The sequence below is a fragment of the Vibrio sp. DW001 genome (assembly GCF_029016285.1).
Taxonomy (GTDB): Bacteria; Pseudomonadota; Gammaproteobacteria; order Enterobacterales; family Vibrionaceae; genus Vibrio.
Genome location: NZ_CP091975.1, coordinates 808,088 through 833,459 on the forward strand (window position 1 = coordinate 808,088; position 25,372 = coordinate 833,459).

The window sequence follows — 25,372 nt, forward strand, 5'->3', positions numbered from 1 at the left end:
AATAGTAGAGCGCTAATGCTCCCTCGATAGTTTAGTCGTTAAAGGTTTTCAAATGTGTGAATTGCTCGGAATGAGCGCTAACGTGCCAACAGATATCTGCTTTAGTTTTGCTGGATTGATGCAGCGAGGCGGTAAAACAGGGCCTCACAGTGACGGATGGGGCATTACCTTCTATGAAGGCAAAGGGTTTAGAACATTTAAAGACCCAAACCCAAGCTATAGCTCAAAAATAGCCGAGTTGGTACAGAACTATCCGATTAAGAGTTGTGCTGTCATTAGCCATATTCGACAGGCTAACAGAGGTGGTGTGAACTTAGAAAATACCCACCCATTTACTCGTGAATTGTGGGGGAAGTACTGGACATTTGCTCATAATGGACAGTTATCTGGCTACGAATCATTAGAAATGGATCGATTTAGACCAGTTGGAAAAACAGACAGTGAGTTGTCGTTTTGTTGGATACTAAATAAGTTGAGCTCAAAATATCCAGAACCTCCTCAAGATCTTGTGGAGATGTTCCGGTATATCGCCGAATGTTGCGATGAATTAAAAGAGTTTGGTATTTTTAACATGCTGCTCAGTGATGGCGACTATGTAATGACGTATTGTACGAATCATCTTTACTGGATAACTCGTCGAGCACCATTTGGGAAAGCGAGTCTTATTGATGAGGATATGACGGTTAACTTTCAAGAAGAGACAACGCCAAATGATGTTGTGACCGTCGTTGCGACTCAGCCATTAACAGATAATGAAACGTGGAACAGAATGAAACCAGGAGAGTTCAACCTATTTCATTTTGGTGAAATCATAGGCTGTAATTCAGAGAGTCTGATTGATATCCCGTTCGCTCCACCAAAGCAAAAATAATAACATCCGCATGCGAGTTGAATTTTTGGACAGTTCGTTTGGTAGAGAATAAACATGGTGTACTGAAGAATAAAAAAACAGCGATTGCCTATTTGGCGTTCGCTGTTTTTTTATACCTGATACACGGATTTTTATGAATGAACCAACACACGGTTAGTCTGCTGCGTATCCCAATTTACTCAGAACTTCACCATCAAGAACCGCGTCATTATCGACCATTGAAAGTCGACCTTGTACAAACCAGTTTACCGTCAATGGGTAGATGTCATGTTCTTGGGTTTGGACCCTTTCGGTAAGCGTTTCCGGGGTGTCTTCAGAGAATACAGGGACTTTAGCTTGTAAAATGACTGGGCCACCATCGAGTTTGTCAGTGACAAAATGTACGCTGGTACCGTGTTCCGTATCACCGGCATCTATTGCTCTTTGGTAGGTGTTTAATCCTGTATATTTTGGCAGCAGAGAAGGGTGGATATTGATCATTTTTCCGAGGTAGTGAGAGACAAACTCGCGACTAAGAATGCGCATATACCCAGCCAAAACAATTAGATCTGGCTGATATTTATCTATTTGCATCATTAACTCAATATCAAATAAGTCTCTGGATTCAAACGCTTTAGGATCGATAAAACTGGCGTCAATATTTAACTGTTTAGCCCTTTCAAGGCCATACGCATCTGCTTTATTGGAAAAAACAGCAACGACTTCACCATTGACTATTTGTGTCCCACAAGCATCAGTAATTGCTTGTAGATTACTACCATTTCCTGAAATGAGTACGACGATCCGTTTCATCATATTTGAATTAATCCTTAGTTTATTTCTACCTGTTCTTCGCCTTCAGATGCGTCCGCTATTTCACCGATAATCCAAGCGTTTTCGCCTTCAGATTGCAGTAACTTAACCGCTGCAGTGGCTTGTTCTTTAGGCAAGGCGACGATAAGGCCAACACCACAGTTAAATGTTCTATACATTTCAAAGGTTTCTACGTTACCTTTTTCTTGTAACCAGGTAAAGATAGCAGGCCATTGCCAGCTTTTTCCATCAATAACGGCTTTTGTACCTTCGGGTAGTACTCGAGGGATATTTTCCCAAAAGCCGCCACCTGTAATATGTGATATTGCATGAATATCGTGCTCAGCAATCATTTTAAGTGCGGACTTGATGTAGATCTTAGTGGGTTCCAACAGTTGATCACCAATAGAGCGGCCATTGAGTTCCTCTGAAAGATCAGCATTGGAAACTTCGATGATTTTACGTACTAGAGAGTACCCATTAGAATGGGGACCACTAGAACCAACGGCGATAAGTGCATCGCCAGCGGCTACTTTTGAACCGTCGATAACGTCGGCTTTTTCTACAACACCAACACAGAAACCTGCTACGTCGTAATCGTCACCCTCGTACATGCCTGGCATTTCAGCGGTTTCACCACCAATAAGTGCGCAACCAGCTTGAATACACCCTTCACCAATACCGGTGACAACTGCGGCGGCGGTATCAATATCAAGCTTACCGGTTGCATAGTAATCAAGGAAAAATAGAGGCTCACCTCCTTGAACTATCAGGTCATTGACACACATAGCAACAAGGTCGATACCTATTGTGTCGTGCTTGTTCATATCCAAAGCGAGACGAAGCTTTGTACCTACGCCATCTGTACCTGATACAAGTAGTGGTTCTTTATATTTGGTTGGTAGCTCACAAAGGGCACCAAAACCGCCGATGCCACCCATTACTTCTGGGCGGCGGGTGCGTTTTACAACACCTTTAATGCGGTCTACTAGAGCATTACCTGCATCAATATCTACACCAGCGTCTTTATAACTAAGAGAAGTGTTATTGCCACTCACGGGAAGTCCTCGTCATGATAGTTTAGATGTGAAAATCGGCGTTATTCTAACCGAGTTACCGCAATAAGGAAAACGATTGCGTAAGGTTTTTTTTCGTTGCATTGATTCGGAAAAAAATTAAGAAAACATGTATAATCACAAGGTTTATTAGAAAATCGTCGGAGATGGAAATGAAAGTTGTTGAAGTAAAACACCCTTTAGTTAAACACAAAGTTGGTTTAATGCGCGAAGGGGATATCAGCACGAAACGTTTTCGTGAGTTGGCTACAGAAGTGGGTAGCCTGTTAACTTATGAAGCGACTGCAGATTTCGAGACAGAAAAGGTAACAATTGAAGGTTGGAATGGCCCAGTAGAAGTAGACCAAATTAAAGGTAAAAAGGTTACTGTTGTTCCAATTCTACGTGCCGGATTAGGCATGATGGATGGAGTATTAGAGCATGTACCTAGTGCACGTATCAGTGTTGTTGGTATTTATCGTGATGAAGAGACGTTAGAGCCTATTCCGTATTTCAACAAGCTTGCTTCGAATATTGATGAGCGTATTGCACTCGTCGTTGATCCAATGCTTGCAACTGGCGGCTCAATGATAGCAACAATCGACTTATTAAAAGATAAGGGTTGTAAGCATATTAAAGTCTTGGTTTTAGTTTCTGCACCTGAAGGGATTGAAGCGCTTAAGAAAGCGCATCCAGATGTAGAGCTTTATACGGCCGCAATTGATGAGAAGCTAAACGATAAAGGTTATATCGTTCCAGGTCTTGGCGATGCTGGTGATAAGATCTTCGGAACTAAGTAGTCATTTAGTTTAAGAATGAAAAGGGTTGCTGTTTACAGTGGCCCTTTTTGATCTTATGTACTAGTTTGCGAGAGCGATATCACGAAGTGAATAAATAGCCTCTAAAGCATCTACCCTCTGGCTTGGCCTCGTTGTAATCTAGAAACACACAATGTCAGTAAGGGGTTTATCAATGAAAAATAGTTTTGAACATACATTACCCAACGAAGAAGGGTATTTTGGCGAATATGGCGGCAGTTTTATCCCACCACAGCTTGAAGTGATCATGAAGGAAATAAATGAGGCTTATCAGAGTTGTCGTCAAGATCCGCTATTTCAAGATGAGCTGGCTAGGCTTTATAAGCACTTTGTTGGCCGCCCAAGTCCTATTTTTCATGCTCAGAACCTGTCGGAAAAATATGGTGTAGATATCTACCTAAAAAGAGAAGATCTCAATCACACTGGCGCTCATAAAATTAATCATTGTCTTGGCGAGGCGTTACTCGCTAAAAAAATGGGTAAGAAAAAAATCATTGCAGAGACGGGTGCTGGCCAACACGGCGTTGCATTGGCGACCGCTGCCGCACTTGTAGGACTGGAATGCGACATATACATGGGTGAAGTTGATATTGCAAAAGAACATCCTAACGTGGTCAGAATGCATATTTTAGGCGCGACAGTTATACCTGTTTCGCATGGAAGAAAAACCCTAAAAGAAGCAGTAGATTCGGCATTTGAAGCGTATCTGCAAGATCCTATTACTCAACTTTATGCGATTGGTTCTGTTGTCGGCCCACACCCATTCCCTATGATGGTACGAGATTTTCAATCAATCATCGGTAATGAGGCAAAAATCCAATTTGAAGAGATGACAGGGAAGCAACCCGACAATCTTGTCGCATGTGTAGGTGGTGGTTCTAACGCAATGGGACTTTTCACTGCTTTCTTGGATAACGAAAAAATCGCTATTCATGGTGTAGAACCCGCAGGTCGAGGTCTGGAAGTTGCAGGCGAACATGCAGCAACGTTAACATTGGGTGAACCAGGTATCATGCACGGCTTTAAATCTTATATGCTTAAAGATAAAGACGGTGAACCACAAGAGGTATATTCCGTTGCAAGTGGATTAGACTATCCATCTGTAGGGCCTCAGCACAGCTATCTTAAAGATATTGGACGTGTACAGTATGGTACGGTAGATGATAAAGAAGCGATCGATGCATTTTTCGAGCTCTCCCGCTTAGAAGGGATTATCCCTGCAATAGAATCGTCTCATGCGGTTGCTTATGTCTTTAAATTGGCAAAACAAGGATTAAAAGGCAGCGTTTTAATCAACCTTTCTGGTCGTGGTGACAAAGACATCGACTTTGTCGTTGAAAATTATGGTCAAGATTACGGTATTACGTCGACGCTATAGTTAAGATAAATTAAAAGGTTGCGAATGTTACGCAACCTTTTAATTATATATACGAACTCAATTATGTAACCTAACAGAGGCGACAGGTGAAAAGCTAAGCATCATCATCTATCTGGGCATTATCGACAACGTGGTTCTCACCTAGATCATGAGGTAGCACTAAGTTTAGGATTATTGCCACAATACCGCAAAGGCTTACACCCTGTAGGCTGAACTCGCCGATACCAAAAGCCATACCGCCAATACCGAACACTAATGTTACCGCGACAATTGCAAGGTTACGCGACTTGTGTAGATCAACGTTATTCTTAATAAGTGTATTCAAACCAACCGTTGCGATGGAACCAAACAAAAGAATCATGATGCCTCCCATGACTGGCATAGGAATGGTTTGTAGAATGGCCCCCAGCTTACCGACTAACGCAAGCACAATAGCGGTAACCGCTGCCCAAGTCATAATGGCAGGGTTGTAGGATTTGGTTAACATAACAGCGCCAGTTACTTCGCTATACGTTGTATTTGGTGGTGCACCAAACATAGATGCAGCCATCGTTGCGATACCGTCGCCCATAATTGTACGGTGAAGGCCCGGTTTCTTAAGATAGTCCTTACCGGTGACATTAGAGATTGCAAGCATGTCACCAACGTGTTCAACCGCGGGAGCAATCGCAACAGGGATCATAAATAGGATCGCGTTAATGTTGAATTCTGGTGCAACAAAATTGGGTAGTGCTATCCAAGCGGCTTCCGTCACTGGGCTAAAATCTACGACACCAAACATTAAGCTTACAGCGTAACCAACAAATATACCGCCAAAAATAGGCAGTAATCTCATAAAGCCTTTTGCAAATACACTAATAGAGATAACGGACAATAGAGATAAACTGGAAATCCATAGTGCAGCGTTAGCGTCAACAAGTTGAGTCCCATCAGGTGTTCTACCTAAAGCCATGTTGACGGCAACAGGCGCTAGTCCTAGGCCAATGACCATTATCACCGGACCTACAACAACAGGTGGAAGCAGTTTATGAATGACTTCCACGCCTTTAGCTTTGATTACCGCGCCAAGTACAATATACATAAAGCCAGCAGCCATAAGGCCACTCATTGTACCCGCTATACCCCAAGTCTGTACGCCGTACATTATCGGAGCAATAAACGCAAAAGAAGAGGCTAAGAAAATTGGGACAGAGCGTTTAGTGACAACTTGAAAAAGAAGCGTACCCACACCCGCACCAAATAGTGCTACGTTGGGGTCTAATCCAGTTAATAGAGGTACAAGAACAAGTGCTCCAAATGCAACGAATAGCATTTGTGCGCCCATAAGTACGTTAGTCATGATTCCCATCCAAAATAGTTAGTTAAATAAAATTCGCAGGATTCTATCATTTATGCAAACGTTTGCCTTGCGGTTTAGATCAAAAAAAAGCGCGAAAGTTAGGATAGTTTTACCGAGATAATGTTGAATGACGAATTGTTGAGATTGCTAGTGATCAAGTTCTCACTAGTTAACTTGGTAGTGTTCCTCTTTCTCGTTATACTAGAACTGCTTAACTTGTTTTATTCACCATTCATTTTTCTTAGGGGCAGCATGCGCTATTTAGTGGTTTTGTTTATTGGATTACTCGCTTTACCTATTCAAGCATCTGTAAAAGTCGATGTCTTTAGCTCAGAAGTTGTTTTAGATGATAATCAATCGGATGCGGAAAAAAGTGCCAAATCGCAGGGGTTGAAGCAGGTCATCATTAAAGCATCTGGTGATAAGAATGCGATCAACAGCCCAGTGGTTAAAAAAGCGCTAAACAAAAGCGGCGTATATCTTTCTCAAATTGGTTACGGAGATCAGTTTGGGCAGAAAAGTCTAAAGATGATTTTTAACCCACCTCAAATCCAGTCCTTGCTTAGTCAAGCCGATCTGCCTTATTGGTCGAATATTCGTTCTAGCCTTGTCGTTTGGGTTATCCAAGAGGGGCAGTACGGTCGCGAAATTTTGTGGGAACATACGGGCAGTAGTGCTTTAAATCAGATTAAATTCTTTTCAGATCTACGTGGTTTACCGATTACCGTTCCTGTGGGGGATATTGAAGACGTCACTAGTATCGCGGGACCTGATTTATGGGGTGGGTTTACGGCACCAATAAGTAAAGCAAGTCAGCGTTATGCGTCAGATGCTGTGCTTGTTATTCGCATTCAAAAAGCGGCTGACGGCAGTTATGTTCGTTGGACGTTGTATGATGAAAAACCAGAGTATATTGTGGAGTCTAAGCGCGAACCTGTTGTTGGAAGTGCGAGTGGAGATACCTTCAAAGCATTGGAAATAGCTATCGATGAAGTAAGTAATTACTACGCACGTAGAAGCTCAATTAAGTCGAGTGGAATATCAGAAAGTACGCTTAGCGCAAGATTTATTAACGTCGCATCTGTACAGAGTTTTTTTGCATTAGAACAAATTCTAAAAGGGCTAAACTCTGTCGCCAGTGTTGATGTTGACAACATTGTCGGCAATGAGGCGACGTTTACTATTCATTTACTGGGTTCTGAAATTGATTTTGAATCGGAAGTTATTCAGAACAACCATATTCGCAGGTTCGAACCAGAGGTGTTATTTATACCTAAGCCTAATGATAACAGCGTAGTACCTGAAATTGATGCCGTTACGAATAATGTGGGACCAGTGGAGAATAACACGGAGGTAGTATTGGCTGAGCAAGAAACAGGCAGTGCTGTTGCTCCGGTAATTGAAGAAGTCGCCGTTAATATCCCTCAAGAACCTAAGATTGTGGAAGTGACACCATTGTTTTTTGAATGGATAAAATAAACTCAAACACAGTTGCTTAGAGTATGTCCATTCCAAATAAAAAAGGCCCTATAGGGCCTTTTTTATTTGGGTAAATGACTATTTATCAAATCTCTCTTTTTCTTGTTTTTCTACTTCCGACAACCTTGGCAATTTCAGTCCTAGTTCTCTCCCTCTGTTTCTTGCATAAAGTACGTTTCCTGTAAAGGCACAGCAAACTAGCAGCAGTTCTATTGCTGCAATCCATCGTTCACCTTGGTCAACATATAGAATAGTGAGTGAATGCAGGAAGTAGAGCATCAAAACAAAGTTTGCCCAGGCGTGGGTATAGGCTTTACCCGTTAATATTCCTCTCAATGGAAATAGCAGTGGGATGCACCAACCAATAGCGGCCGTGAAAGGGTTAATATGAGGATGTGGCGAAATAAATATCTGCCATAATGCTACCCAGCATAAAAGTGAAAGGTATCCACAAAGTGCTAAATAACGGTATTGTTGGGTTTTAGGTAGAACCGGATTTTCTTCCATTATTCGCTCTCTAAACTATATCCAAGACTTGTTCTGGTGGGCGACCATGTCTTGCTTTGCCGTTAGCCACAACAATAGGACGCTCAATGAGTTTTGGGTTTTTTGTCATTGCTTGAAATAGCTGATCATCGGATAAACCGTCATCGGCTAAATCGAGTTCTTTATACAACGCCTCTTTGGTTCTCATCATACTGCGTACATTAGACAGCTCTAGCTGTGAATAAAGTGTCTTAAGGGTTTCAATTGATGGGCTGTTGTCTAGATACGTTACTATCTCAGGTGTAATACCGTTTTCTTCTAGAAGCTGTAAGGTTTGTCTGCTTTTTGAACACCTAGGGTTGTGATAAATCACGACTGTCATGGAGTTTCTCCTTTTTTAAGAATTATTGTAGTGATAAAAACCGATCGCGCTGAACCATAAGTTGGTCGACTCTCGCATCATACCTTGCTTGCTCTAGGCTACCAAGTGTCGCTAATTGACTTGCTTGAGTGAAGTTTTGCAGTGCTTTATTCCAATTCCCTTGAAGGGCAAGAATTTCGCCAAGAGCTGCGAGGTTTTCGTCTGATTTACCTAATTTACCATAGGCATCTGCAAGGAGTTGCCAACCATTCATATCATTGGGAAGTTCATGGGTGTATTTTTGTAATACGCTCACGGCTTTTTGATTTTCGTCACTTTTAATCAGAGCATTAGCATAGTTAACGATCAATACAGGGTTATTCGGTTTTTTACTCAAGGCATTTTCAAGCATTTGAACCGATTTGTTTGGGTTCTCTTGATAGATATACAGATCAGATAATGCATCAAGATAGAATTCGTTCAGAGCGTCTTGCTTGAGTAAAGCCGATAAAATAGGTTCTGCTTTCTCTAACTGTTTATTGTCGAGATAAACGAGCGCTTGCCCGTATTTATACGTCGGTTCTAGTGTTGGATTGTTTTTCTTTAGTCGTCTTTCAAACCAATCAAGCGAAGCTGCTGATTCTATGTTGGCGTATCTAGCGACGATTCTTGCTTTAGCAAGATGATATTCTATTGATGGGCCTAATTTCATAGGCGAGTATTTTTGTGCTCTTGCCCTTGAGTCAGTAATACGATCTTGTGGTAATGGGTGAGTAAGTAACATTGGTGGAGGCGTACTCGCGTAGCGATATTCATCCGCTAATCGACCAAAAAATGTTGGCATTGCGTAGACATCAAAACCGGCTTTGGCCAATGTGTTAATCCCAAATCGATCGGCCTCTTTTTCATTACTGCGAGTGTAGTTAATTTGACTTTGCATATTACCTGCAGTGGTCGCCGTCAGAGCAGCAATTCCGGCCTCAGGAGAGGCAATAGCAAGCAATAATGAACCAACTAACGCGGCCATTGTCGCCGGGGATCTTCTTGCTTGGTCTTCCATGCTTCTCGCTAAATGGCGTTGCGTTACATGAGCGATTTCGTGTGCCATTACCGAGGCGAGTTCACTTTCGCTACTTGCGTGTAAAAATAGACCGGAATGTAAGGCGACGTAACCACCAAAAAATGCGAATGCGTTAATGTTCCGGTCCCTAATCATAAAGAATCGAAATGGGGTTTTGACGTCTTCAGAGTTCGCAACCAGCTTATGGCCAAGGTTGGTAATATATTCGTTTAATACCGGGTCATTAATAATAGGGCGACTGGCTCGAAGCATGCGCATATAGGCATCACCGTAGATCAGTTCTTGATCAATAGTGAGGGTGCCAGCTGCTGCCGTACCAATATCAGGTAATTCGTTGTTATTGGCAATAGCGGGTAGAGTCAGCGTGGTTGCCATTACCAAAGCGATTAAGGACCGTGTTTTTTTAAGCATTTTTATTATATGAACTCCGAGATCGTTTCGAGTTAAGACAGCAAAAAACTGCCTTGGTTCGTCTTTGTCTTAGCAAATATAGCGAAATAAAGCGTGTTAGTTGTAGATTTATTTTTGTGACGTAAAAAGTTAAGTTGAAAAGAGAAGCCCTTTTTATCAAAACCCTTTACAATAATCTCTTTATAATAAGCATCACACAATAGAATGAAACCCTATATTCTTAATTTACGTGAAGAGCGTTGTCCTATGGCGCTATTAAGAGCCAAAAGGGAGCATGCCAATTCAGGTGGTAGAGCATTTATTATTCTGATTCGTGATTTGAGTTCTATGAGTGATATTGTTCGTTTTTTTGAAAGGCACCACATTTTAGTGCATGTTGAAGAAAGACAAGATCACTATGTATTGACAGTAAATAATAAGAGAAGCTATCTAGATGTTTGATATGGTTAGTCGTTGGTATAAAAGACGTTTTTCGGATCCACATGCAGCGAGTTTAATTGCCATTCTGCTCGTTGGATTTATTACCATCTATTTCTTCGGGCACTTACTCGCCCCTTTGTTAGTGGCCATAGTGCTTGCATACTTGTTAGAGTGGCCAGCTAGTCAATTGGTTCGTTTTGGTCTTCCGCGTGTTATCTCCGTTATGATGGTACTGCTCATTTTTGTTGGCGTTATGATTCTAGCCGTTTTCGGGTTAGTACCGACCATTTGGAATCAGGTTGGCAATCTAATCAATGATATACCGACTATGTATAATGGCTTCCAAGAATTTTTGAATACCATACCAGAGCAATACCCAGAACTTGCTAATCTTCAAATTGTTGAGTCTATCTTTGAAAATACCAAAACTCAGGTGTTGGGGTTGGGTGAAACAGTAGTAAAAGGTTCTTTGGCTTCGTTGATTAACTTGGCGGCGCTGGCTGTTTATATGATTCTTGTGCCGTTATTGATTTTTTTCTTGCTCAAAGACAAAGAGGAAATGTTGTCTATTTTGAGTGGTTTATTACCGCAGAACCGCCGTCTAGCCACGAAGGTTTGGCAAGAAATGAATCTACAAATAGCGAACTATATTCGCGGTAAAGTGGTTGAGATACTTATCGTGGGCTCTGCTAGCTACATAACCTTTGTTTTGTTGGATCTAAGATACTCAGCATTACTTGGTGTTGCCGTGGGCTTATCGGTTCTCATTCCTTATATTGGTGCGGCAGCCGTGACCGTCCCTGTAGCCATTGTTGGTTTGTTCCAGTGGGGTGTAACCCCTGAATTCTATTGGCTACTTGCCGCCTACGGTATTATTCAGGCACTAGATGGAAATGTATTGGTGCCAGTATTATTCTCAGAAGCCGTCAATCTACACCCCGTTGCGATTATAGGTGCAGTGCTTGTTTTTGGTGGGATGTGGGGGTTCTGGGGCGTGTTCTTTGCTATTCCTCTTGCCACGTTGGTGAAAGCGGTATGGAACGCGATTAAGAATCAGGAAACCTCTGGTGCATTAACGATTGAAGAGTAAAAATTCCGTCATTCCAGTTTTAACGGGAATGACGGTTATATTCGCGGTACTATTTATTCAAGTAATCAAGAATGACTTCATGATGGGTTTTGGTTTTAAATTTATTGAAGACCTGCTCAATGACACCGTCTTCATCAATTAAGAATGATATTCGATGAAGGCCGTCGTAAATTCTGCCCATAAACTTCTTCTCACCCCAGACGCCAAACTGGTCTGCTGCTGCATGATCTTCATCTGATAGAAGCGTGAAGTTGAGCTCATCTCTTTCGATAAATTTACCTAGGCGTATTACCGGGTCGATACTTACACCTAGTACAACCACGTTGTGATCATCTAACTGCTTCTTTATGTCTCTAAGTCCTTGAGCTTGGACAGTACATCCAGGGGTCATCGCTTTTGGATAAAAATAGAATAGTACTTTCTTTCCTTTAAAATCAGATATAGAGGTTTCTTTCCCATCTTGGTCGAGCAAAGTGACATTAGGCGCACGTGTCCCTGCCGTTAATGTATCCATTACAGACTTCCTTTTATTGGCTGTTTTTTATAAAATTTAGAGAACCTTGCACCGTTAATGTTGCACAAAGTTGATTGAATTCTTCTTGTAACTGCATCAAATTATATTCTGCCTCAACCGTGGCACTCATCGCGATTTGGAATAAATTGTTATCACTGCTTAATTTATGTTTATCAATAGTTTGAGCACTCAGCGATGCTAAACCAATATTTCGATCGGCGAAAAACTGAGTAAATTGCTCGGTTAATCCCTTCTTATCATCAGATTCAATAAAAACCTCAATAGTGTAGCAGTGAGAAAGGTCTTGATGAGGGGAGGTTCGCTTCATCATGGTGATGAGCCCGTGTTCTTGACCAAGAACAGGGAGAGTGGTCTCCACGCGAGTAATATGGTTGGCGTTTCCTGAAACCAACATTAACAAAGTGAACTCACTGCCAAATAGTGCGATTCTGCTATCTACGATGTTACATCCTGAGCGGGTAACAAGATGAACAACTTGGTTGCATATACCAGGGCGGTCTGTTCCTACAGCTGTGATTACTAGGTGTTGAGACATAATATTTAATTTTTTAATGTGTTATTTATAAATACTAGCACAGTTGGTATTTGGATAAATAACAAACGAGTTTTCGATGGGTTGTTAGATTAATGGATAAATGTGCAATTATTCCACCGTTTAGTGTAAAACATCACACTTTAATCCCTTGTGTTACCTGAGTTTCATGCATTATTATGCAAGTAGTGAAATTAAAGGGAGATAGACATGTTTTCAGGAAGTATTGTTGCGTTAGTTACCCCATTCAAAAGTGATGGTGAAGTTGACTACGACGGCCTAAAAAAATTGGTTGATTTCCATGTGGAGTCAGGCACCGATGGTATTGTCGCTGTTGGAACCTCTGGTGAATCAGCTACGTTAACGATTGAAGAGCATGTTAAGGTAGTGAATAAAATAGTTGAGTGTGCTGATGGCCGTATTCCTGTAATAGCCGGTACAGGGGCGAATGCAACTCACGAAGCCGTAACGTTTAGTCGCTTGCTAAATAATTCTGGTATTGTTGGTGTCCTCAGCGTGACGCCTTATTACAACAAGCCAACGCAAGAAGGCTTATATCAACACTTCAAAGCGGTGAATGATGTAAGTGAAGTGCCAGTTATTCTTTATAATGTGCCCGGACGTACTGCGGTAGACTTGTTGCCAGAAACGGTCGCTCGCTTGTCGAAGCTTGAAAACATTGTTGCGCTTAAAGATGCAACCGGTGATTTAGAAAGAGTTGCCATTCACCGTGAACTTTGTGGCAAAGATTTCGTCTTACTAAGTGGTGATGATGCTACCGGAGTAGAATTTGTCCGATTAGGTGGTCAAGGTGTTATTTCGGTCAGCAATAATGTCGCGGCGAAGCCGATGGCAGAACTGTTCAATCTTATGAAAGAAGGTAAGTACGAAGAAGCCGCTGAGATTGATAAACGTTTAACATCACTACATAAAAATTTATTTGTTGAAGCAAATCCAATCCCAGTTAAGTGGGCTGTTCATCAGATGGGCCTTATTGATGATGGCAGTATGCGTTTGCCGCTGACAGTGCTTTCTGAAGAAGCACAGCCTGTTGTAAAGCAAGCGTTAATCGAAGCTGGAATATTATAAGTTAGAAAATAAATTCGAGATGGATTCATTCTTATCTCGAATTTTATTAGGAGTGCTAATGAAGTTTTCTCATCAGCTAGTGATTGGTTCACTGGCTGTTCTTGTTTTAAGTGCGTGTTCAGGTAGTCCAGAACAAAGACGCCAAGCTAAAGATGATTTCGGATATCTTGAAACCGTTCCTTTTGAAGGTTGGACAGTTCAAGAAGGAGCGAAAGGCGAGTTTTATCCCAATTATGAGATTCCTACGGGAGATTTTGATGGAAATATAGGCCGTAGTGTCGATATTCGTCCCCCTCAACAGATATTGGAACTCATACCCGGTGCTCGCTCTGAGCTCAAGGATGGGGTTGTAACGATGTGGCTTATCCGAGAGGATGAAATGAACAGCGTATGGACAACAGTCCAAGAGATGGTTCTCGAGAGGGATATTAAACTTAGAGTTAATAACGATAAATACATCGAAACGGATTGGATTTCATGGCGTTCAGAAGACGAAGAGAAACTGATTGAGGCTCGCTATTTGTTTGAACAATTTAACGCGAATAGTCGCTATGGGTTTCGTGTTAGCCTCATTGATTGGCGAGAGAATGGTTCTGCTGAAGAAGTAAGTCGTACCAATAAAGAAAGGTACAATACATTTATGACAAATGTTATTACGTCGACCTACGATCAAAAACTGAGAACAGAAGCAAACCGAAAAGCGCTTCAACTTGTTAAGCAAATTCCGATAAGCATGGGTAAGGATAGAAGTGGCTTGCCTGTTATTATTGCACGTGCTCCATACAATGTTTTTTGGCAGCGTGTAGTCAGCGTATTACCTGAGGTTGGTTTCCAGCTTGAAGAACGTAATCAGTCAGAAGGTTTGATCAAGGCCAAGTACTCGGAACCAGATGATGAGTTCTGGACCTCTATCGGTACTAAGCCTCTTAGTCTAGAAAGCAAAACGTATACCTTCCTTTTGGGGGATATGGGGAACCGAACCTCGATTAACGTTACCGATAGTGCGGGTAAACCTGTTACTGCCGAAGTACTAGAATCGATTGTTCCTACCCTTGCTGCTGTGATTGCAAAACAAGAGTAACGTTAAAATTAAGTAATAAAAGGGACACTATTTTGTGTCCTTTTTTGTTTGCTTTTGACGTTCTTTATCTAGTTCGTTTAGTCTGTCTAAATCACTTTTTTTCTTGTCTGGTTGGCCAAACTTCATATTGGCGGTGTACTTAAGTGCCGCAATGTTACCCACTACGACACTGAGTATAATAATGCTGATCACCCAAGGGTTTAAAAGAAAATCAATCATGTTATTAATCCTTGCAAATATTGGTGATGTATTGTGAGTAGATAGTATCAAAATTGGCTGTAATGGTTTGTAAATCCAACACATCTTCTATTGCTAGTGTTTCTAATATTAATGAGGCTGACAATTCAGCTAAATATGCTTCGCTACTTTCTCGATGGCTTATATGCCAAGGTTCTGCTGCAACGCCTCCGAGATCTCTTTTGTACGGAAAGAAAAAACCAAAGAGCGAAAGGTGTTCACACAGCCAGTTATAAAAAGGTGCCTGATGGCCCGTTAAATATTCCCATGGCTCCAATTGTAACCTACTGCCATGAGGCAATAGGTTTTTTGCATAAATGTCGAGATCAGTGCCCCAATGGTGCCGACTCGCGCCCGGCAAGGCTGACCATCGCAAGATAGCAAATAGGCGCTGTTGCTCAGTGAGCGTACTAAAAACAATGGGTTGGCTTTGATCGTCTAGTATGACGGCTTGACCCGAACACTTTCTATTCCAGATTGACTTTTGTCGTTGGAAATCTCGAAACCCACTTGCTACCTCTAGTTGGAATCCAGCCTTACTGGCAGCAATAACAAGACGCTCTATATCTTGTTCTATCAAATAGTTGACCTTGATAGATTGATATTCAGTCTGAATAACCTTTAGGTGAGATTCAGTTAACCCTGTTAATTGCTGCTTATTCATTCGATCACATCGTCGCAGAGGCTTACTTCCATCCTCTGTCTACTCATATCTAGTGTCATAGAGCTAACAGCTTTTGAAGCGTTTTCTCATACATGTCGGTCAGTTTTTCTAGATCAGCGATGTTGACGCATTCGTTTACTTTGTGAATGGTAGCATTTACTGGTCCAAGCTCGATTACCTGACAGTTCATACGGGCGATAAAACGACCATCTGACGTTCCCCCTGTGGTGAGGAGTTGTGGTTTGGTATGATTGATCTCTTCAACGGCTTCAACAACGGCTTCTAACAACGCCCCATGATCGGTTAAAAATGGGTCACCATTAAGTGTCCAATTTACATCATAATCTAACCCATATGAATCGAGTGTAGAGTGAATTCGACGTTTTATCTCATCATTATTTAGCTCAGTACTAAAGCGCATATTAAACTGTACGTTAAATTCTCCAGGGATCACATTTGATGCCCCCGTTCCTGCGTGCAGATTTGGGATTTGAAAGCTAGTGGGTGGGAAGTAAGCATTGCCATCATCCCATTTTGTTGTTACTAATTCGGATAGTGCTGGTAGCGCTTGATGTATGGGGTTATTTGCCAAATGAGGATAGGCAACATGACCTTGAATACCCTTAACTTTAATGTCACCGGTGATCGAACCTCGGCGACCATTTTTGACAATATCACCCGTGAAATGAGTGCTTGAAGGTTCACCTACAATACACATATCAATATTCTCATTGCGAGCCATCAGTGTTTCAATCACTTTGACCGTACCATTAATGAATGGCCCTTCTTCATCCGATGTGATAAGAAAACCTATCGATCCCTTATGATCGGGGTGTTGAGCAATAAAGCGCTCCACAGCGACAATCATACAAGCTAAAGAGCCTTTCATATCCGCAGCACCACGACCATGCAGATGGTCATCGATAATAGTCGGTTCAAAAGGTGGGGTATGCCACTGCTCTAAAGGACCAGACGGCACTACATCTGTATGCCCAGCAAAGGCGAATAAAGGTGCTTCAGTACCGCGACGGGCCCAAAAGTTGGTGGTATCGTCAAATACCATCACCTCAATGTTGAACCCCAATGCTTTCAGTCTATCTATCATGACTACTTGGCATCCGGCATCTTCAGGTGTGACGGATTGTCGACTGATCAAATCTTTAGCTAAAGCCAATACTGGGCTGTCATTCATGTTAGAAAAATCCTTTTACTTGAAAATGTCTGAATATTGAGGGGCTTTAAAGCCAATATGAAGCTGACCGTCTACGTTAAGTATAGGTCGCTTAATCATGGCTGGATGTTCTACCAGCAATGGAACGACAGATTGTTGATCTATGCTCTCTTTTTGCTCTTGAGTCAATTGACGATAAGTTGTCCCTCTTTTATTCAGTACCTGCTCCCAGCCTAGTTGCTGGCAAAAACCTTCAACGAGGTTGTTATCTACCCCGTTTTTACGGTAATCGTGAAAATCAAAACTGATATCTGCCTCTTGTAACCATTTTTTGGCTTTTTTTATGGTGTCGCAGTTTGGAATACCGTACATGGTAATAGTCATCTTTATTCCTTTATTGTCGCTTTAACGTGAATCCTATCAGGAACCTGCCTATCAAACAAAATAACAACAAAATCTAATCTATGACATATTTCTTCCTGCAGGCAGTTAACTCTTGGAAATACGAGTAGGTCGACCATCAAGGTATGGCTGGATTATGTCTTGATAAGGGACTAGTTGAGTATGCATAGACCCCCACATATCAACATTAAACCGTTTTTTGTACGGTTCAGTGTTCCCAAGATATCGGGATTGTATTAGTCTTACGATTGAAAAAAATAAACTATAATTAACAATAAATTAACGTCTATTACCCAAAGAGTTGTCTATGAATAATATTCTCAATTTTAAAGGCCGCATCATTACCGCGGCAATCACTTTCCTGATTTTATCGATGGGTATTTTATCCTATGTCTCATTTAACCGGTTGGCTACTGTCGCGACACAAGGAGCCGATAGTTATTCGATGTTGCGCATTCAACACGGTGCAGAGCAAACATCAGGTTTTATTAGAGGTATAAAGCAAGATATTGAGGTTGCAGCTGATCTATTTATTGGTTTGAAAGGTGATGATGAGGTGATGTCACTGCTAACTAATATCGATAAATTGTCAGATGCTACGGCTATTGTTGTGGGCTATGAAGATGGTAGTGCCTTGAATAGTAACAAAGGTCGGTACGACGAAGGTAAATACGATCCGAGAGTACGAGGCTGGTATACTGCTGCAAAAAATAGCCGAAAAACTATTATAACGGATATCTATACAGGTAAATCAACGGGTACGCTAATGGTCAGTATCGCCACGCCTTTTTACTCGAATAGTAAACTTGATGGCGTACTTCTTGCGGATGTAGAGCTGACAGCACTGACCAGAATTGTTGAAAAATCCGTGTTCAATGGTGCCATTGCGGCGTTATATGACAATACCGGATTGACTATCGCATCAACGGGCGAAGTTGATGTTCCTGGTCAATCCCGCCTTTCAGATTTTGCTGAATTGGTTGGGGTTGAAAACGCGATGTTGACCGAAGATAAAGGCGTGTTTGAGTTCTCACTGCTTGGTACGGACAAAGTCGCATTTTTCCAGACTATTCAGCTAACGGATGCCACTAAGTGGCACATATTGGTAGGATTGGATAAATCGGTTGTCTACAAGGTTCTGGATGAATCATTAGCTTCTTCCGTTATCACGACAATAATACTGGTTATTGTTTCTGCCATACTGCTTTCACTGGTGCTTGCTCAAGCTTACAAGCCAGTATTGGCGCTAAAGAAGACCGTGCAAGACCTTTCAAGCGGAAATGGTGACCTTACCAAACGTCTACCAATCACGAGATCGGATGACCTTGGTCAAATATCAGAAAATATCAATATCTTTGTGGAAAACTTACAGAACATGATGCTGGATATTTCGCAGGCATCGACCCACATTAGCGGTAGCATTTCCGGCTTGCAGGAACTGACAAGAAACAATGCCTCTGTACTAGGTCAGCATAAAAGTGAGACAGATCAAGTGGTTGTCGCTCTGGATGAAATGAGCGCCACATCAAATGATGTCGCTAAAAATACCGCTGATGCAGTTGAATTTACAGGTAAAACAAATACCCAAGCAGAAGAGTCAAAGCGGGTCGTGACCGGAGCAACTCAGACAGTAAGTGAACTCGTTGAGCGAGTTGAGGAAGCTTCTGGCCATATTAATCAAATGGGCAATGAGATTTCTGAAATTGCGGATGTGCTTAAGGTCATTGGTGATATCGCGGATCAAACCAATCTGCTCGCACTAAATGCGGCTATCGAAGCGGCACGAGCAGGAGAGCAGGGACGTGGGTTTGCTGTTGTAGCAGATGAAGTTCGCGCATTGGCATCTCGAACTCAACAAAGTACCTCTGAAATTCAAGGTACCATCAATCGGTTAACTAGTAGCTCAGAGAAGGTGATTAGTACCATGATCAGCACTAAATCCAGCTGTGAAGATGCTTCCACTCAGACATCTCTGGTTGTTACTGATCTGGACCAGATCAGTAATTCAGTTGAGGGGATCAATAATCTAAACTTGCAGATTGCCACAGCAGCAGAACAGCAGAATTCCGTTGCTGAAGAGATTACTCGTAATATGACGAAGATTCAGGAAATGGTTCAGCTTATTTCCGCGAGTGGAGTGGATGCTGACAATGAAGCCTCGGCGCTCGCGGCGGCAAATAGTCAACTGACAAGTATTGTCGGACGTTTTAAGCTTCAGTAATTATTACGTTGTTCCGCTTATAGTAGGTTGACGGTTTTTAATAAAAGGTCAGAAGCTTTTCGTTCTGACCTTTTTGATGCACGTCACTTAGTGCATTTATCGCCAATCTTAAGTGCAGCTTCACCTTATCGTTAAAGAATACATCTGCTCAAAGTTTGTAATGTCATATAGGGTAGTTATCACTTTTATTCCCTTTATTGTCGATTTAAGGTAAACCCTATCAAGAACCTTCCGATCAGATAAAATAACAATTAATTGTAATCTATTGCACATATTTCCCTAAATGGAATTAAGAATGTGCACTTATTGATCGAACGCAAAAACAATCATAGGGAAAAAGAAATAATGGCACACGTTGTCAATTTTATTTATTGAAATCAATAGTCCTCTAGACAAAGTAGTAATGGAGATATCGATGGAGTTGAGTCCTGTTTTTGCGAGAAGGCTGTATTTGGCGCTTTTAGTAGAAAATTTAGATAGGCCGAATGTGCCTAAATTGATCGAAAAAACTGGATGGCCGCGTAGGACTATTCAAGATGTGCTGAAAGCATTACCTGGCATAGGGATTGAACTTATGTTTGTTCAAGATGGCCGAAGGCATAATGATGGGTACTATCAGTTATCTGATTGGGGGCCTTTTGATAGCCAATGGGTTCTGGAACGCAAAGTCGAAATAGCATCTACACTCGGTTTTCGTTGAACCTAAATTATAATAGATTACTTTTTATATGAAAGAAGCGCCTTACAATAGATGTCGGCGCTTTTTGTTTAATTAAGGCCGTTATTTATGATGTTAATCGGAAGAGATAAGTCGCCATCGGGGTAATTGCACAGGTAAGCGGTGCCAACGAATGTGACTGATGTTGCAAAATCAATTGGACTGAGCAAAAAGACAGTATTTGCACCCATTTCATGCGCATGGTTTTTCATCTCGTTTAACGCCCCTCGAATCATGGTGTCGTTAGCAAAGAAAAGGTAGCTATACCAATGACCTTCATTGCCGGTTACTTCGCCCCTCCATTCACAATATTGAAATCGGTAAACGCTATCCGTACGAATATGTACCTGAGAAGCCTCAGAGAGCAAAGTCTTGCTAGGTATGCTACACCCGACCAAGAAGCTGACACAAAAAAAAGAGAACCATTTTATCATGACGACCCTAACCTAGAGATAAATAAGCAATAAATGCAATCCAGCTTACTAATAGTAGTAGCCATGGGGCTAATTGGTTGCTTTTTTTAGTAGGTGCAGGCTCGATTTGCGCAGTCTGAGTATCGTTTTGATCATTGGATGCAGTTTGTTTCTCTTTTTGATGCTTTTTTCGTGCTCGATCGGCTTGTCGATTTTTCTCTTTTTGCTGTTTTTTATATAGAGCAATGCCCTTTTCTATACCCTGAGCAATCAGTTTTGTTTGGTCTTTAGTTTGCCCTGGCTTTTGTGTTGCTTTGGCTATTTTCATTGCTTCCGCTTGTGATTCAGGTGAGATCTGGTTTTTATTGATTGTCATAGAGATTCTTACAGAAAAATGAGTAACCTACATAGATTATATGATATATCCTCTTAGATAAATAAATTGATGTAGTTAGTGATAAGTGCGTTATTCAATAGAAGAGTATGACAGTGACGGATTCTTAAAAGCGCCCAAATTACTGTGGGTAGGCTGGTTATTTTTAGCCAAGGCTTGGATCATCTTCATCGTCGCGGGAGCGAGCAGGGATATGGGAGCGAAGCTTTTAGAAATCATATACCCCGTACATGCAGCGTTATATCTTGGCTTGATCATGGGTTTTCCTGTGCTGGTCCTAATTTGGCTACTTGGTCTTCGCAAACCGGATCGAAAAAGGATCTGTAGAGTGGTTTCATATGGAAAAATCACAACGATATTAACGATATTGATCCAGATGGGGCTCGTTATCTATCAAATCTATCTTGATAATATTCAATTTGGTTGGGCGAATGCAGTTACGCTGTTAGGTCTCATTTGGTTGATGATCTATATTTCGAGAAGTAAAAGAGTAAAAGATTGTTTTCGTTCACCGTTATTAAGCTAAGAGAATGCATGGATAGTTTTAATTCAGTACATTCAATTATATATAATATAAATTAACTCGTTAGATGAATTTTTTGGAGACACGTTATGGCAAAATATCAAACTGCTATCGTCCCTGGGGCGGGACCATTCGCACTTTATGTCCAAATTAAGGTTAAATCACAGCCAAAAAAAGTAGTGCAGCAGTTAAAAATGATACCGGCATTGGTGGAAGAACTGAATAGAAGCCAAGTGAATGCCGATTTGACCTCTTCCATTGCGTTTAGCAAATCATTTTGGAGCCAAACTAATCAACCTGTCCCTGACGAGTTAATCGATTTTATTCCTCTTGGTGAAGGAACAATTATTGCGCCTGCAACGGATGTTGATGTGCTCATTCATTGTCATTCTAATCGTCATGATTTGCATTTTTATCTGCTTCGGAAATTAATGACAGAAATTTCAGAGTATGTGGATATTGTGGATGAAACCTATGGTTATCGTTTTATGGATGCCAGAGATATGACGGATTTCATAGACGGAACAGAAAATCCAGTTGGTGACGAAAGAAGAGACGTTGCAATTATTCCTGACGGTATCTTTTCTGGTGGCAGTTACGTTATGGCTCAACGATTTATTCATAATTTACCAGCATGGAATAGATTATCGGTAACAGCACAAGAAAAGGTCATTGGACGAACCAAGCCCGACTCCATTGAGCTTGATGATGTTCCTGTTGCCTCGCATGTAGGACGTGTCGACATAAAAGAAGAAGGGCAGGGGCTGAAAATTGTTCGACACAGTTTGCCTTACGGTTCGGTTACTGGCGATCATGGTTTATTATTCCTTTCTTACTGTAACACCCTACATAACATCAAAGTTATGCTAGAGAGTATGTATGGTGTTAGTGATGGAAAAAGTGATCAAATGTTACGCTTTACTCAAGCAGTAACGGGTGCTTATTTCTTTGCACCATCAAGTGAAATGTTACAAGCATTAGAGGTTTAATCGACCTTGTATTCTTTCCTCAAAGAGAGCCAATTCTAGGCTCTCTTTTTCCTAAAGTTTTTCGCTGAAGCGCCGATAACAGCCTGAGATCCCTATTTAAGAAGGCGCTATGGCTGTTACTGTTAATACCAATGTTTCTGCATTGATTGCACAACGAAACCTAAGTCTGTCAACGAATATGTTGAATCAGTCTTTAGAACGCTTGTCTTCAGGAAACCGTATTAATAGCGCCAAAGATGATGCTGCAGGTCTACAAATCTCCAATCGCCTCAATTCTCAAATGCGTGGTTTAGATGTCGCTGTTCGTAATGCAAATGATGGTATTTCTATTATGCAGACGGCAGAAGGCGCCATGAAAGAGACCACCAACATTCTCCAACGAATGCGAGATCTCTCTCTTCAGTCATCGAATGGCTCGAATAGTAAGTCCGAGCGAGTGGCTATTCAAGAAGAGATGACGGCGCTAGATGATGAACTTAATCGTATTGCCGAAACGACATCATTTGGTGGTAATAAATTATTGAATGGTAATTTTGCTAGTGCGTCCTTTCAAATAGGCGCATCGTCAGGTGAGGCCGTTCAAGTAGATTTAGAAAACATGCGTTCTGATACTAAGAATATGGGTGGGTTTAGTTACATTGCTAACGGATTGGCTGATAAAGAATGGCAAGTTAAGCCCGGACAGAATCATTTGGTTATGCAGTTCACCAATAATCGTGGTCAAGATGAAACGATTCATATAAAAGCGAAGCATGGCGACGATATTGAAGAGTTAGCCACTTACATTAATGGACAGACCGATACGGTATCGGCGTCAGTGAATGAGGATGGGCAGTTACAGATATATATAGCAGGTGATAAAGCAGGCAGTAGAATGAGTTTTGGCGGTAATCTTGCCAATGAACTTGAGATGTCTGGTCCAATCATCGAAACTGTGCATGATTTAAACCTTACCACTGTAGGGGGCTCTCAAAGAGCGGTTGCTGTTATAGATAGTGCGATGAAGTTTGTTGATAGCCATCGTTCAGAGCTTGGTGCTTATCAAAATAGGTTTAGTCACGCGATAAGTAATCTCGACAATATTCACGAGAATATAGCCAGTTCTAAGAGTCGAATCAAAGATACCGACTTTGCTAAAGAAACCACGCAGATGATAAAACAACAAATACTTCAACAGGTGAGCACGACTGTTCTAGCACAGGCGAAACAAACGCCTAATTTAGCACTAACCCTGCTGGGTTAAATTCAACGACGGCTCTCGGCCGTAAATTGAAGAACTTTAGCCTTTACTTTAAAAAACTGACTATTTTATTACTCTCTTCACGTTTTCCTGCTCAGAGGCATTTTTTTCTGATTTTTCTAAAATTTTTTCTAAAGAATTCCCAATATAAGCCGTTATAAAAAGTAACTTTGAGAGAACTACTTGGTTTTCCGAGACGTCGGAAACCGCTTTAACGGAAAATCAATTGGAGAATCACCATGGCAGTAAATGTAAATACAAACGTAGCCGCAATGACAGCACAACGTCACTTGTCTGGCGCCGCGAGCGACCTAAACAGCTCAATGGAACGCCTATCTTCTGGCTTTAAAATCAACAACGCAAAAGACGATGCAGCGGGTCTACAAATCTCGAATCGTTTGAATGCACAAAGCCGTGGCTTAGACGTAGCAGTACGAAATGCAAACGACGGTATTTCGATTGCCCAAACCGCTGAAGGCGCGATGAAAGAAACATCGAACATCCTTCAACGTGTTCGTGATTTGTCACTTCAATCTGCCAACGGCTCTAACTCAAAACAAGAGCGTGTAGCGATTCAAGAAGAAGTAACAGCACTGAACGACGAATTAAACCGAATAGCGGAAACCACATCATTCGGTGGTAACAAACTGCTTAACGGCACACACGGAACGAAATCTTTCCAAATCGGTTCGGATAATGGTGAAGCGGTCATGCTTAGCCTAAAAGACATGCGTTCAGATAATGCGATGATGGGCGGTAGCGCTTACAAAGCGGAGAATGGTCAAGGTAAAGATTGGGCTGTATCTAAAGATGCAACAATGGTTATCGGCTTGACGAACAAATCTGGCGATGTACAAGAATTTACCGTTAATGCGAAAGCTGGCGACGATATTGAAGAGCTAGCAACGTACATCAATGGTCAGCAAGATGCAGTGAGTGCTTCTGTTGATGAAGATGGTCGTCTACAAGTTTTTGCTGGTAACAACACGGTTCAAGGCGAAGTATCATTCAGTGGAACCCTAGCGGGTGAGCTTGGTATGGGCCCAGCAACGGCGGTAACGGTCGATACTCTTGACGTGACTTCTGTCGGTGGAGCGCAAGAAGCGGTTGCTGTTGTAGATGCAGCGATGAAGTATGTGGACAGCCATCGAAGTGAGCTTGGTGCATTCCAAAACCGTTTCGACCACGCAATCAATAACCTAGACAACATTAACGAGAATGTTAACGCGTCTAACAGCCGAATCAAGGATACTGACTTCGCGAAAGAAACCACCGCGATGACTAAGTCTCAAATCCTGCAACAGGCATCAACGTCAATACTTGCTCAAGCGAAGCAAGCACCGAATACAGCACTTAGCTTACTCGGTTAATTCTGACAACAACACCCGTTGTCATCTCCTTAAACCCAGCCTATATGGCTGGGTTTTGTTGTCTTAAGGAAAGCGACGTCAGCCTATATAGGCATCTTAAATCGAGAATCGAACAACGTGAGTAAAGAAAGAGGACGAAATTTGTTCCGTTTTAGTTTTTAAAGGTATAAAAAAACCGCTGATGTAAACATCAACGGTTTCTATTTCGTTAC

The 25,372-nt window shown here is 41.6% G+C and carries 28 protein-coding genes; 14 read left to right on the top strand and 14 right to left on the bottom strand.

The features are described from left to right. The first annotated feature begins 52 nt into the window (after window positions 1–52). Window positions 53–871, top strand: a complete 819-nt coding sequence (locus tag L3V77_RS03925; protein WP_275135818.1) for a class II glutamine amidotransferase — start codon at window positions 53–55, stop codon at window positions 869–871. A 153-nt stretch (window positions 872–1,024) separates the two neighbouring features. On the opposite strand, the gene purN is transcribed toward L3V77_RS03925, so the two are convergent. Both purN and purM read right to left on the bottom strand, forming a co-directional pair. After that, a complete protein-coding gene (gene purN, locus L3V77_RS03930) occupies window positions 1,025–1,663 on the bottom strand; it encodes a phosphoribosylglycinamide formyltransferase (protein ID WP_275136687.1) in 639 nt (212 codons plus the stop codon). 17 nt (window positions 1,664–1,680) lie between these two features. After that, window positions 1,681–2,721, bottom strand: a complete 1,041-nt coding sequence (gene purM, locus L3V77_RS03935) for a phosphoribosylformylglycinamidine cyclo-ligase (RefSeq protein ID WP_275135819.1) — start codon at window positions 2,719–2,721, stop codon at window positions 1,681–1,683. A gap of 170 nt (window positions 2,722–2,891) precedes the next feature. Between purM and upp the strand changes: the two genes are divergently transcribed. Together upp and trpB are read left to right on the top strand one after the other, a co-directional pair. Next, window positions 2,892–3,518, top strand: a complete 627-nt coding sequence (upp, locus tag L3V77_RS03940; protein WP_195702503.1) for a uracil phosphoribosyltransferase — start codon at window positions 2,892–2,894, stop codon at window positions 3,516–3,518. Window positions 3,519–3,690: 172 nt separating this feature from the next. After that, window positions 3,691–4,914: a tryptophan synthase subunit beta gene (gene trpB, locus L3V77_RS03945; RefSeq protein ID WP_275135821.1), complete on the top strand. Its 1,224-nt coding sequence runs from the start codon at window positions 3,691–3,693 to the stop codon at window positions 4,912–4,914. Between the two features lie 94 nt (window positions 4,915–5,008). On the opposite strand, the gene L3V77_RS03950 is transcribed toward trpB, so the two are convergent. After that, on the bottom strand, window positions 5,009–6,253 hold the full coding sequence (locus L3V77_RS03950) for a uracil-xanthine permease family protein (RefSeq protein WP_275135823.1): 1,245 nt from the start codon (window positions 6,251–6,253) through the stop codon (window positions 5,009–5,011). 252 nt (window positions 6,254–6,505) lie between these two features. Between L3V77_RS03950 and L3V77_RS03955 the strand changes: the two genes are divergently transcribed. Next, window positions 6,506–7,732, top strand: coding sequence for a DUF2066 domain-containing protein (locus tag L3V77_RS03955; RefSeq protein WP_275135824.1), 1,227 nt, complete (start codon window positions 6,506–6,508; stop codon window positions 7,730–7,732). A 78-nt stretch (window positions 7,733–7,810) separates the two neighbouring features. Here the strand turns inward: L3V77_RS03955 and L3V77_RS03960 are convergent, their stop codons facing one another. From L3V77_RS03960 to L3V77_RS03970, 3 genes are read right to left on the bottom strand one after another with little or no spacing between them, the layout of a single operon-like run. Beyond that, window positions 7,811–8,239 carry a DUF2069 domain-containing protein gene (locus L3V77_RS03960; RefSeq protein WP_275135825.1) on the bottom strand — a complete coding sequence of 143 codons (429 nt, stop codon included), beginning with the start codon at window positions 8,237–8,239 and terminating at the stop codon, window positions 7,811–7,813. A gap of 10 nt (window positions 8,240–8,249) precedes the next feature. Beyond that, entirely contained in the window at window positions 8,250–8,600 is a 351-nt protein-coding gene (gene arsC / locus L3V77_RS03965; RefSeq protein WP_275135826.1) for an arsenate reductase (glutaredoxin), read from the bottom strand. A gap of 22 nt (window positions 8,601–8,622) precedes the next feature. Then, window positions 8,623–10,071, bottom strand: coding sequence for a M48 family metallopeptidase (locus tag L3V77_RS03970; RefSeq protein WP_275135827.1), 1,449 nt, complete (start codon window positions 10,069–10,071; stop codon window positions 8,623–8,625). A 204-nt stretch (window positions 10,072–10,275) separates the two neighbouring features. Here L3V77_RS03970 and L3V77_RS03975 point away from each other — a divergent pair, with 204 nt between their 5' ends. Next, window positions 10,276–10,512 (top strand): sulfurtransferase TusA family protein, encoded by a 237-nt coding sequence (locus L3V77_RS03975; RefSeq protein ID WP_275135828.1) that lies wholly within the window; start codon window positions 10,276–10,278, stop codon window positions 10,510–10,512. Continuing rightward, window positions 10,505–11,581 carry an AI-2E family transporter gene (locus L3V77_RS03980; RefSeq protein ID WP_195702511.1) on the top strand — a complete coding sequence of 359 codons (1,077 nt, stop codon included), beginning with the start codon at window positions 10,505–10,507 and terminating at the stop codon, window positions 11,579–11,581. Before L3V77_RS03975 ends, L3V77_RS03980 begins: the two co-directional genes overlap by 8 nt. 49 nt (window positions 11,582–11,630) lie before the next feature. Here L3V77_RS03980 and bcp read toward each other — a convergent pair whose 3' ends face one another. Continuing rightward, on the bottom strand, window positions 11,631–12,095 hold the full coding sequence (gene bcp / locus L3V77_RS03985) for a thioredoxin-dependent thiol peroxidase (RefSeq protein ID WP_275135829.1): 465 nt from the start codon (window positions 12,093–12,095) through the stop codon (window positions 11,631–11,633). A gap of 13 nt (window positions 12,096–12,108) precedes the next feature. After that, window positions 12,109–12,651: a glycine cleavage system protein R gene (locus tag L3V77_RS03990; RefSeq protein ID WP_275135830.1), complete on the bottom strand. Its 543-nt coding sequence runs from the start codon at window positions 12,649–12,651 to the stop codon at window positions 12,109–12,111. 207 nt (window positions 12,652–12,858) lie between these two features. Between L3V77_RS03990 and dapA the strand changes: the two genes are divergently transcribed. Together dapA and bamC are read left to right on the top strand one after the other, a co-directional pair. Further along, entirely contained in the window at window positions 12,859–13,737 is an 879-nt protein-coding gene (gene dapA / locus L3V77_RS03995) for a 4-hydroxy-tetrahydrodipicolinate synthase (protein ID WP_275135831.1), read from the top strand. 58 nt (window positions 13,738–13,795) lie between these two features. After that, window positions 13,796–14,818 carry an outer membrane protein assembly factor BamC gene (gene bamC, locus L3V77_RS04000; RefSeq protein WP_275135832.1) on the top strand — a complete coding sequence of 341 codons (1,023 nt, stop codon included), beginning with the start codon at window positions 13,796–13,798 and terminating at the stop codon, window positions 14,816–14,818. A gap of 27 nt (window positions 14,819–14,845) precedes the next feature. On the opposite strand, the gene L3V77_RS04005 is transcribed toward bamC, so the two are convergent. The 4 genes from L3V77_RS04005 to L3V77_RS04020 are packed head-to-tail and all read right to left on the bottom strand — an operon-like array spanning window position 14,846 to window position 17,274. Next, on the bottom strand, window positions 14,846–15,037 hold the full coding sequence (locus L3V77_RS04005; protein ID WP_275135833.1) for a DUF2897 family protein: 192 nt from the start codon (window positions 15,035–15,037) through the stop codon (window positions 14,846–14,848). Window positions 15,038–15,041: 4 nt separating this feature from the next. Beyond that, window positions 15,042–15,719 carry a M15 family metallopeptidase gene (locus tag L3V77_RS04010; protein ID WP_275135834.1) on the bottom strand — a complete coding sequence of 226 codons (678 nt, stop codon included), beginning with the start codon at window positions 15,717–15,719 and terminating at the stop codon, window positions 15,042–15,044. A 55-nt stretch (window positions 15,720–15,774) separates the two neighbouring features. Then, window positions 15,775–16,911 (bottom strand): succinyl-diaminopimelate desuccinylase, encoded by a 1,137-nt coding sequence (dapE, locus tag L3V77_RS04015; RefSeq protein ID WP_275135835.1) that lies wholly within the window; start codon window positions 16,909–16,911, stop codon window positions 15,775–15,777. Between the two features lie 15 nt (window positions 16,912–16,926). Beyond that, window positions 16,927–17,274 (bottom strand): ArsC family reductase, encoded by a 348-nt coding sequence (locus L3V77_RS04020; protein WP_275135836.1) that lies wholly within the window; start codon window positions 17,272–17,274, stop codon window positions 16,927–16,929. A gap of 325 nt (window positions 17,275–17,599) precedes the next feature. Here L3V77_RS04020 and L3V77_RS04025 point away from each other — a divergent pair, with 325 nt between their 5' ends. Both L3V77_RS04025 and L3V77_RS04030 read left to right on the top strand, forming a co-directional pair. Next, entirely contained in the window at window positions 17,600–19,513 is a 1,914-nt protein-coding gene (locus L3V77_RS04025) for a methyl-accepting chemotaxis protein (RefSeq protein ID WP_275135837.1), read from the top strand. A 415-nt stretch (window positions 19,514–19,928) separates the two neighbouring features. Then, entirely contained in the window at window positions 19,929–20,213 is a 285-nt protein-coding gene (locus tag L3V77_RS04030; protein WP_195702521.1) for a helix-turn-helix domain-containing protein, read from the top strand. A gap of 68 nt (window positions 20,214–20,281) precedes the next feature. Here the strand turns inward: L3V77_RS04030 and L3V77_RS04035 are convergent, their stop codons facing one another. Together L3V77_RS04035 and L3V77_RS04040 are read right to left on the bottom strand one after the other, a co-directional pair. After that, window positions 20,282–20,665, bottom strand: a complete 384-nt coding sequence (locus tag L3V77_RS04035) for a DUF4156 domain-containing protein (protein ID WP_275135838.1) — start codon at window positions 20,663–20,665, stop codon at window positions 20,282–20,284. A 7-nt stretch (window positions 20,666–20,672) separates the two neighbouring features. Then, window positions 20,673–21,020, bottom strand: coding sequence for a DUF2956 domain-containing protein (locus tag L3V77_RS04040; RefSeq protein WP_275135839.1), 348 nt, complete (start codon window positions 21,018–21,020; stop codon window positions 20,673–20,675). An 85-nt stretch (window positions 21,021–21,105) separates the two neighbouring features. Here L3V77_RS04040 and L3V77_RS04045 point away from each other — a divergent pair, with 85 nt between their 5' ends. From L3V77_RS04045 to L3V77_RS04060, 4 genes are all read left to right on the top strand, one after another. Then, complete coding sequence (locus tag L3V77_RS04045) at window positions 21,106–21,564, top strand: DUF2919 domain-containing protein (RefSeq protein WP_275135840.1); 459 nt, start codon at window positions 21,106–21,108, stop codon at window positions 21,562–21,564. 86 nt (window positions 21,565–21,650) lie between these two features. Next, on the top strand, window positions 21,651–22,550 hold the full coding sequence (locus L3V77_RS04050; protein ID WP_275135841.1) for a Dyp-type peroxidase: 900 nt from the start codon (window positions 21,651–21,653) through the stop codon (window positions 22,548–22,550). 109 nt (window positions 22,551–22,659) lie between these two features. Next, entirely contained in the window at window positions 22,660–23,793 is a 1,134-nt protein-coding gene (locus tag L3V77_RS04055; RefSeq protein WP_275135842.1) for a flagellin, read from the top strand. Window positions 23,794–24,029: 236 nt separating this feature from the next. Beyond that, window positions 24,030–25,160, top strand: coding sequence for a flagellin (locus L3V77_RS04060; RefSeq protein WP_275135843.1), 1,131 nt, complete (start codon window positions 24,030–24,032; stop codon window positions 25,158–25,160). Window positions 25,161–25,372: the final 212 nt, after the last annotated feature.

Coding starts and splice junctions, on each gene's coding strand:
- L3V77_RS03925 (WP_275135818.1), top strand. CDS start 53: ATGTGTGAATTGCTCGGAATGAGCGCTAACGTGCCAACAGATATCTGC.
- purN (WP_275136687.1), bottom strand. CDS start 1,663: ATGAAACGGATCGTCGTACTCATTTCAGGAAATGGTAGTAATCTACAA.
- upp (WP_195702503.1), top strand. CDS start 2,892: ATGAAAGTTGTTGAAGTAAAACACCCTTTAGTTAAACACAAAGTTGGT.
- trpB (WP_275135821.1), top strand. CDS start 3,691: ATGAAAAATAGTTTTGAACATACATTACCCAACGAAGAAGGGTATTTT.
- L3V77_RS03950 (WP_275135823.1), bottom strand. CDS start 6,253: ATGACTAACGTACTTATGGGCGCACAAATGCTATTCGTTGCATTTGGA.
- L3V77_RS03955 (WP_275135824.1), top strand. CDS start 6,506: ATGCGCTATTTAGTGGTTTTGTTTATTGGATTACTCGCTTTACCTATT.
- L3V77_RS03960 (WP_275135825.1), bottom strand. CDS start 8,239: ATGGAAGAAAATCCGGTTCTACCTAAAACCCAACAATACCGTTATTTA.
- arsC (WP_275135826.1), bottom strand. CDS start 8,600: ATGACAGTCGTGATTTATCACAACCCTAGGTGTTCAAAAAGCAGACAA.
- L3V77_RS03970 (WP_275135827.1), bottom strand. CDS start 10,071: ATGCTTAAAAAAACACGGTCCTTAATCGCTTTGGTAATGGCAACCACG.
- L3V77_RS03975 (WP_275135828.1), top strand. CDS start 10,276: ATGAAACCCTATATTCTTAATTTACGTGAAGAGCGTTGTCCTATGGCG.
- L3V77_RS03980 (WP_195702511.1), top strand. CDS start 10,505: ATGTTTGATATGGTTAGTCGTTGGTATAAAAGACGTTTTTCGGATCCA.
- bcp (WP_275135829.1), bottom strand. CDS start 12,095: ATGGATACATTAACGGCAGGGACACGTGCGCCTAATGTCACTTTGCTC.
- L3V77_RS03990 (WP_275135830.1), bottom strand. CDS start 12,651: ATGTCTCAACACCTAGTAATCACAGCTGTAGGAACAGACCGCCCTGGT.
- dapA (WP_275135831.1), top strand. CDS start 12,859: ATGTTTTCAGGAAGTATTGTTGCGTTAGTTACCCCATTCAAAAGTGAT.
- bamC (WP_275135832.1), top strand. CDS start 13,796: ATGAAGTTTTCTCATCAGCTAGTGATTGGTTCACTGGCTGTTCTTGTT.
- L3V77_RS04005 (WP_275135833.1), bottom strand. CDS start 15,037: ATGATTGATTTTCTTTTAAACCCTTGGGTGATCAGCATTATTATACTC.
- L3V77_RS04010 (WP_275135834.1), bottom strand. CDS start 15,719: ATGAATAAGCAGCAATTAACAGGGTTAACTGAATCTCACCTAAAGGTT.
- dapE (WP_275135835.1), bottom strand. CDS start 16,911: ATGAATGACAGCCCAGTATTGGCTTTAGCTAAAGATTTGATCAGTCGA.
- L3V77_RS04020 (WP_275135836.1), bottom strand. CDS start 17,274: ATGACTATTACCATGTACGGTATTCCAAACTGCGACACCATAAAAAAA.
- L3V77_RS04025 (WP_275135837.1), top strand. CDS start 17,600: ATGAATAATATTCTCAATTTTAAAGGCCGCATCATTACCGCGGCAATC.
- L3V77_RS04030 (WP_195702521.1), top strand. CDS start 19,929: ATGGAGTTGAGTCCTGTTTTTGCGAGAAGGCTGTATTTGGCGCTTTTA.
- L3V77_RS04035 (WP_275135838.1), bottom strand. CDS start 20,665: ATGATAAAATGGTTCTCTTTTTTTTGTGTCAGCTTCTTGGTCGGGTGT.
- L3V77_RS04040 (WP_275135839.1), bottom strand. CDS start 21,020: ATGACAATCAATAAAAACCAGATCTCACCTGAATCACAAGCGGAAGCA.
- L3V77_RS04050 (WP_275135841.1), top strand. CDS start 21,651: ATGGCAAAATATCAAACTGCTATCGTCCCTGGGGCGGGACCATTCGCA.
- L3V77_RS04055 (WP_275135842.1), top strand. CDS start 22,660: ATGGCTGTTACTGTTAATACCAATGTTTCTGCATTGATTGCACAACGA.
- L3V77_RS04060 (WP_275135843.1), top strand. CDS start 24,030: ATGGCAGTAAATGTAAATACAAACGTAGCCGCAATGACAGCACAACGT.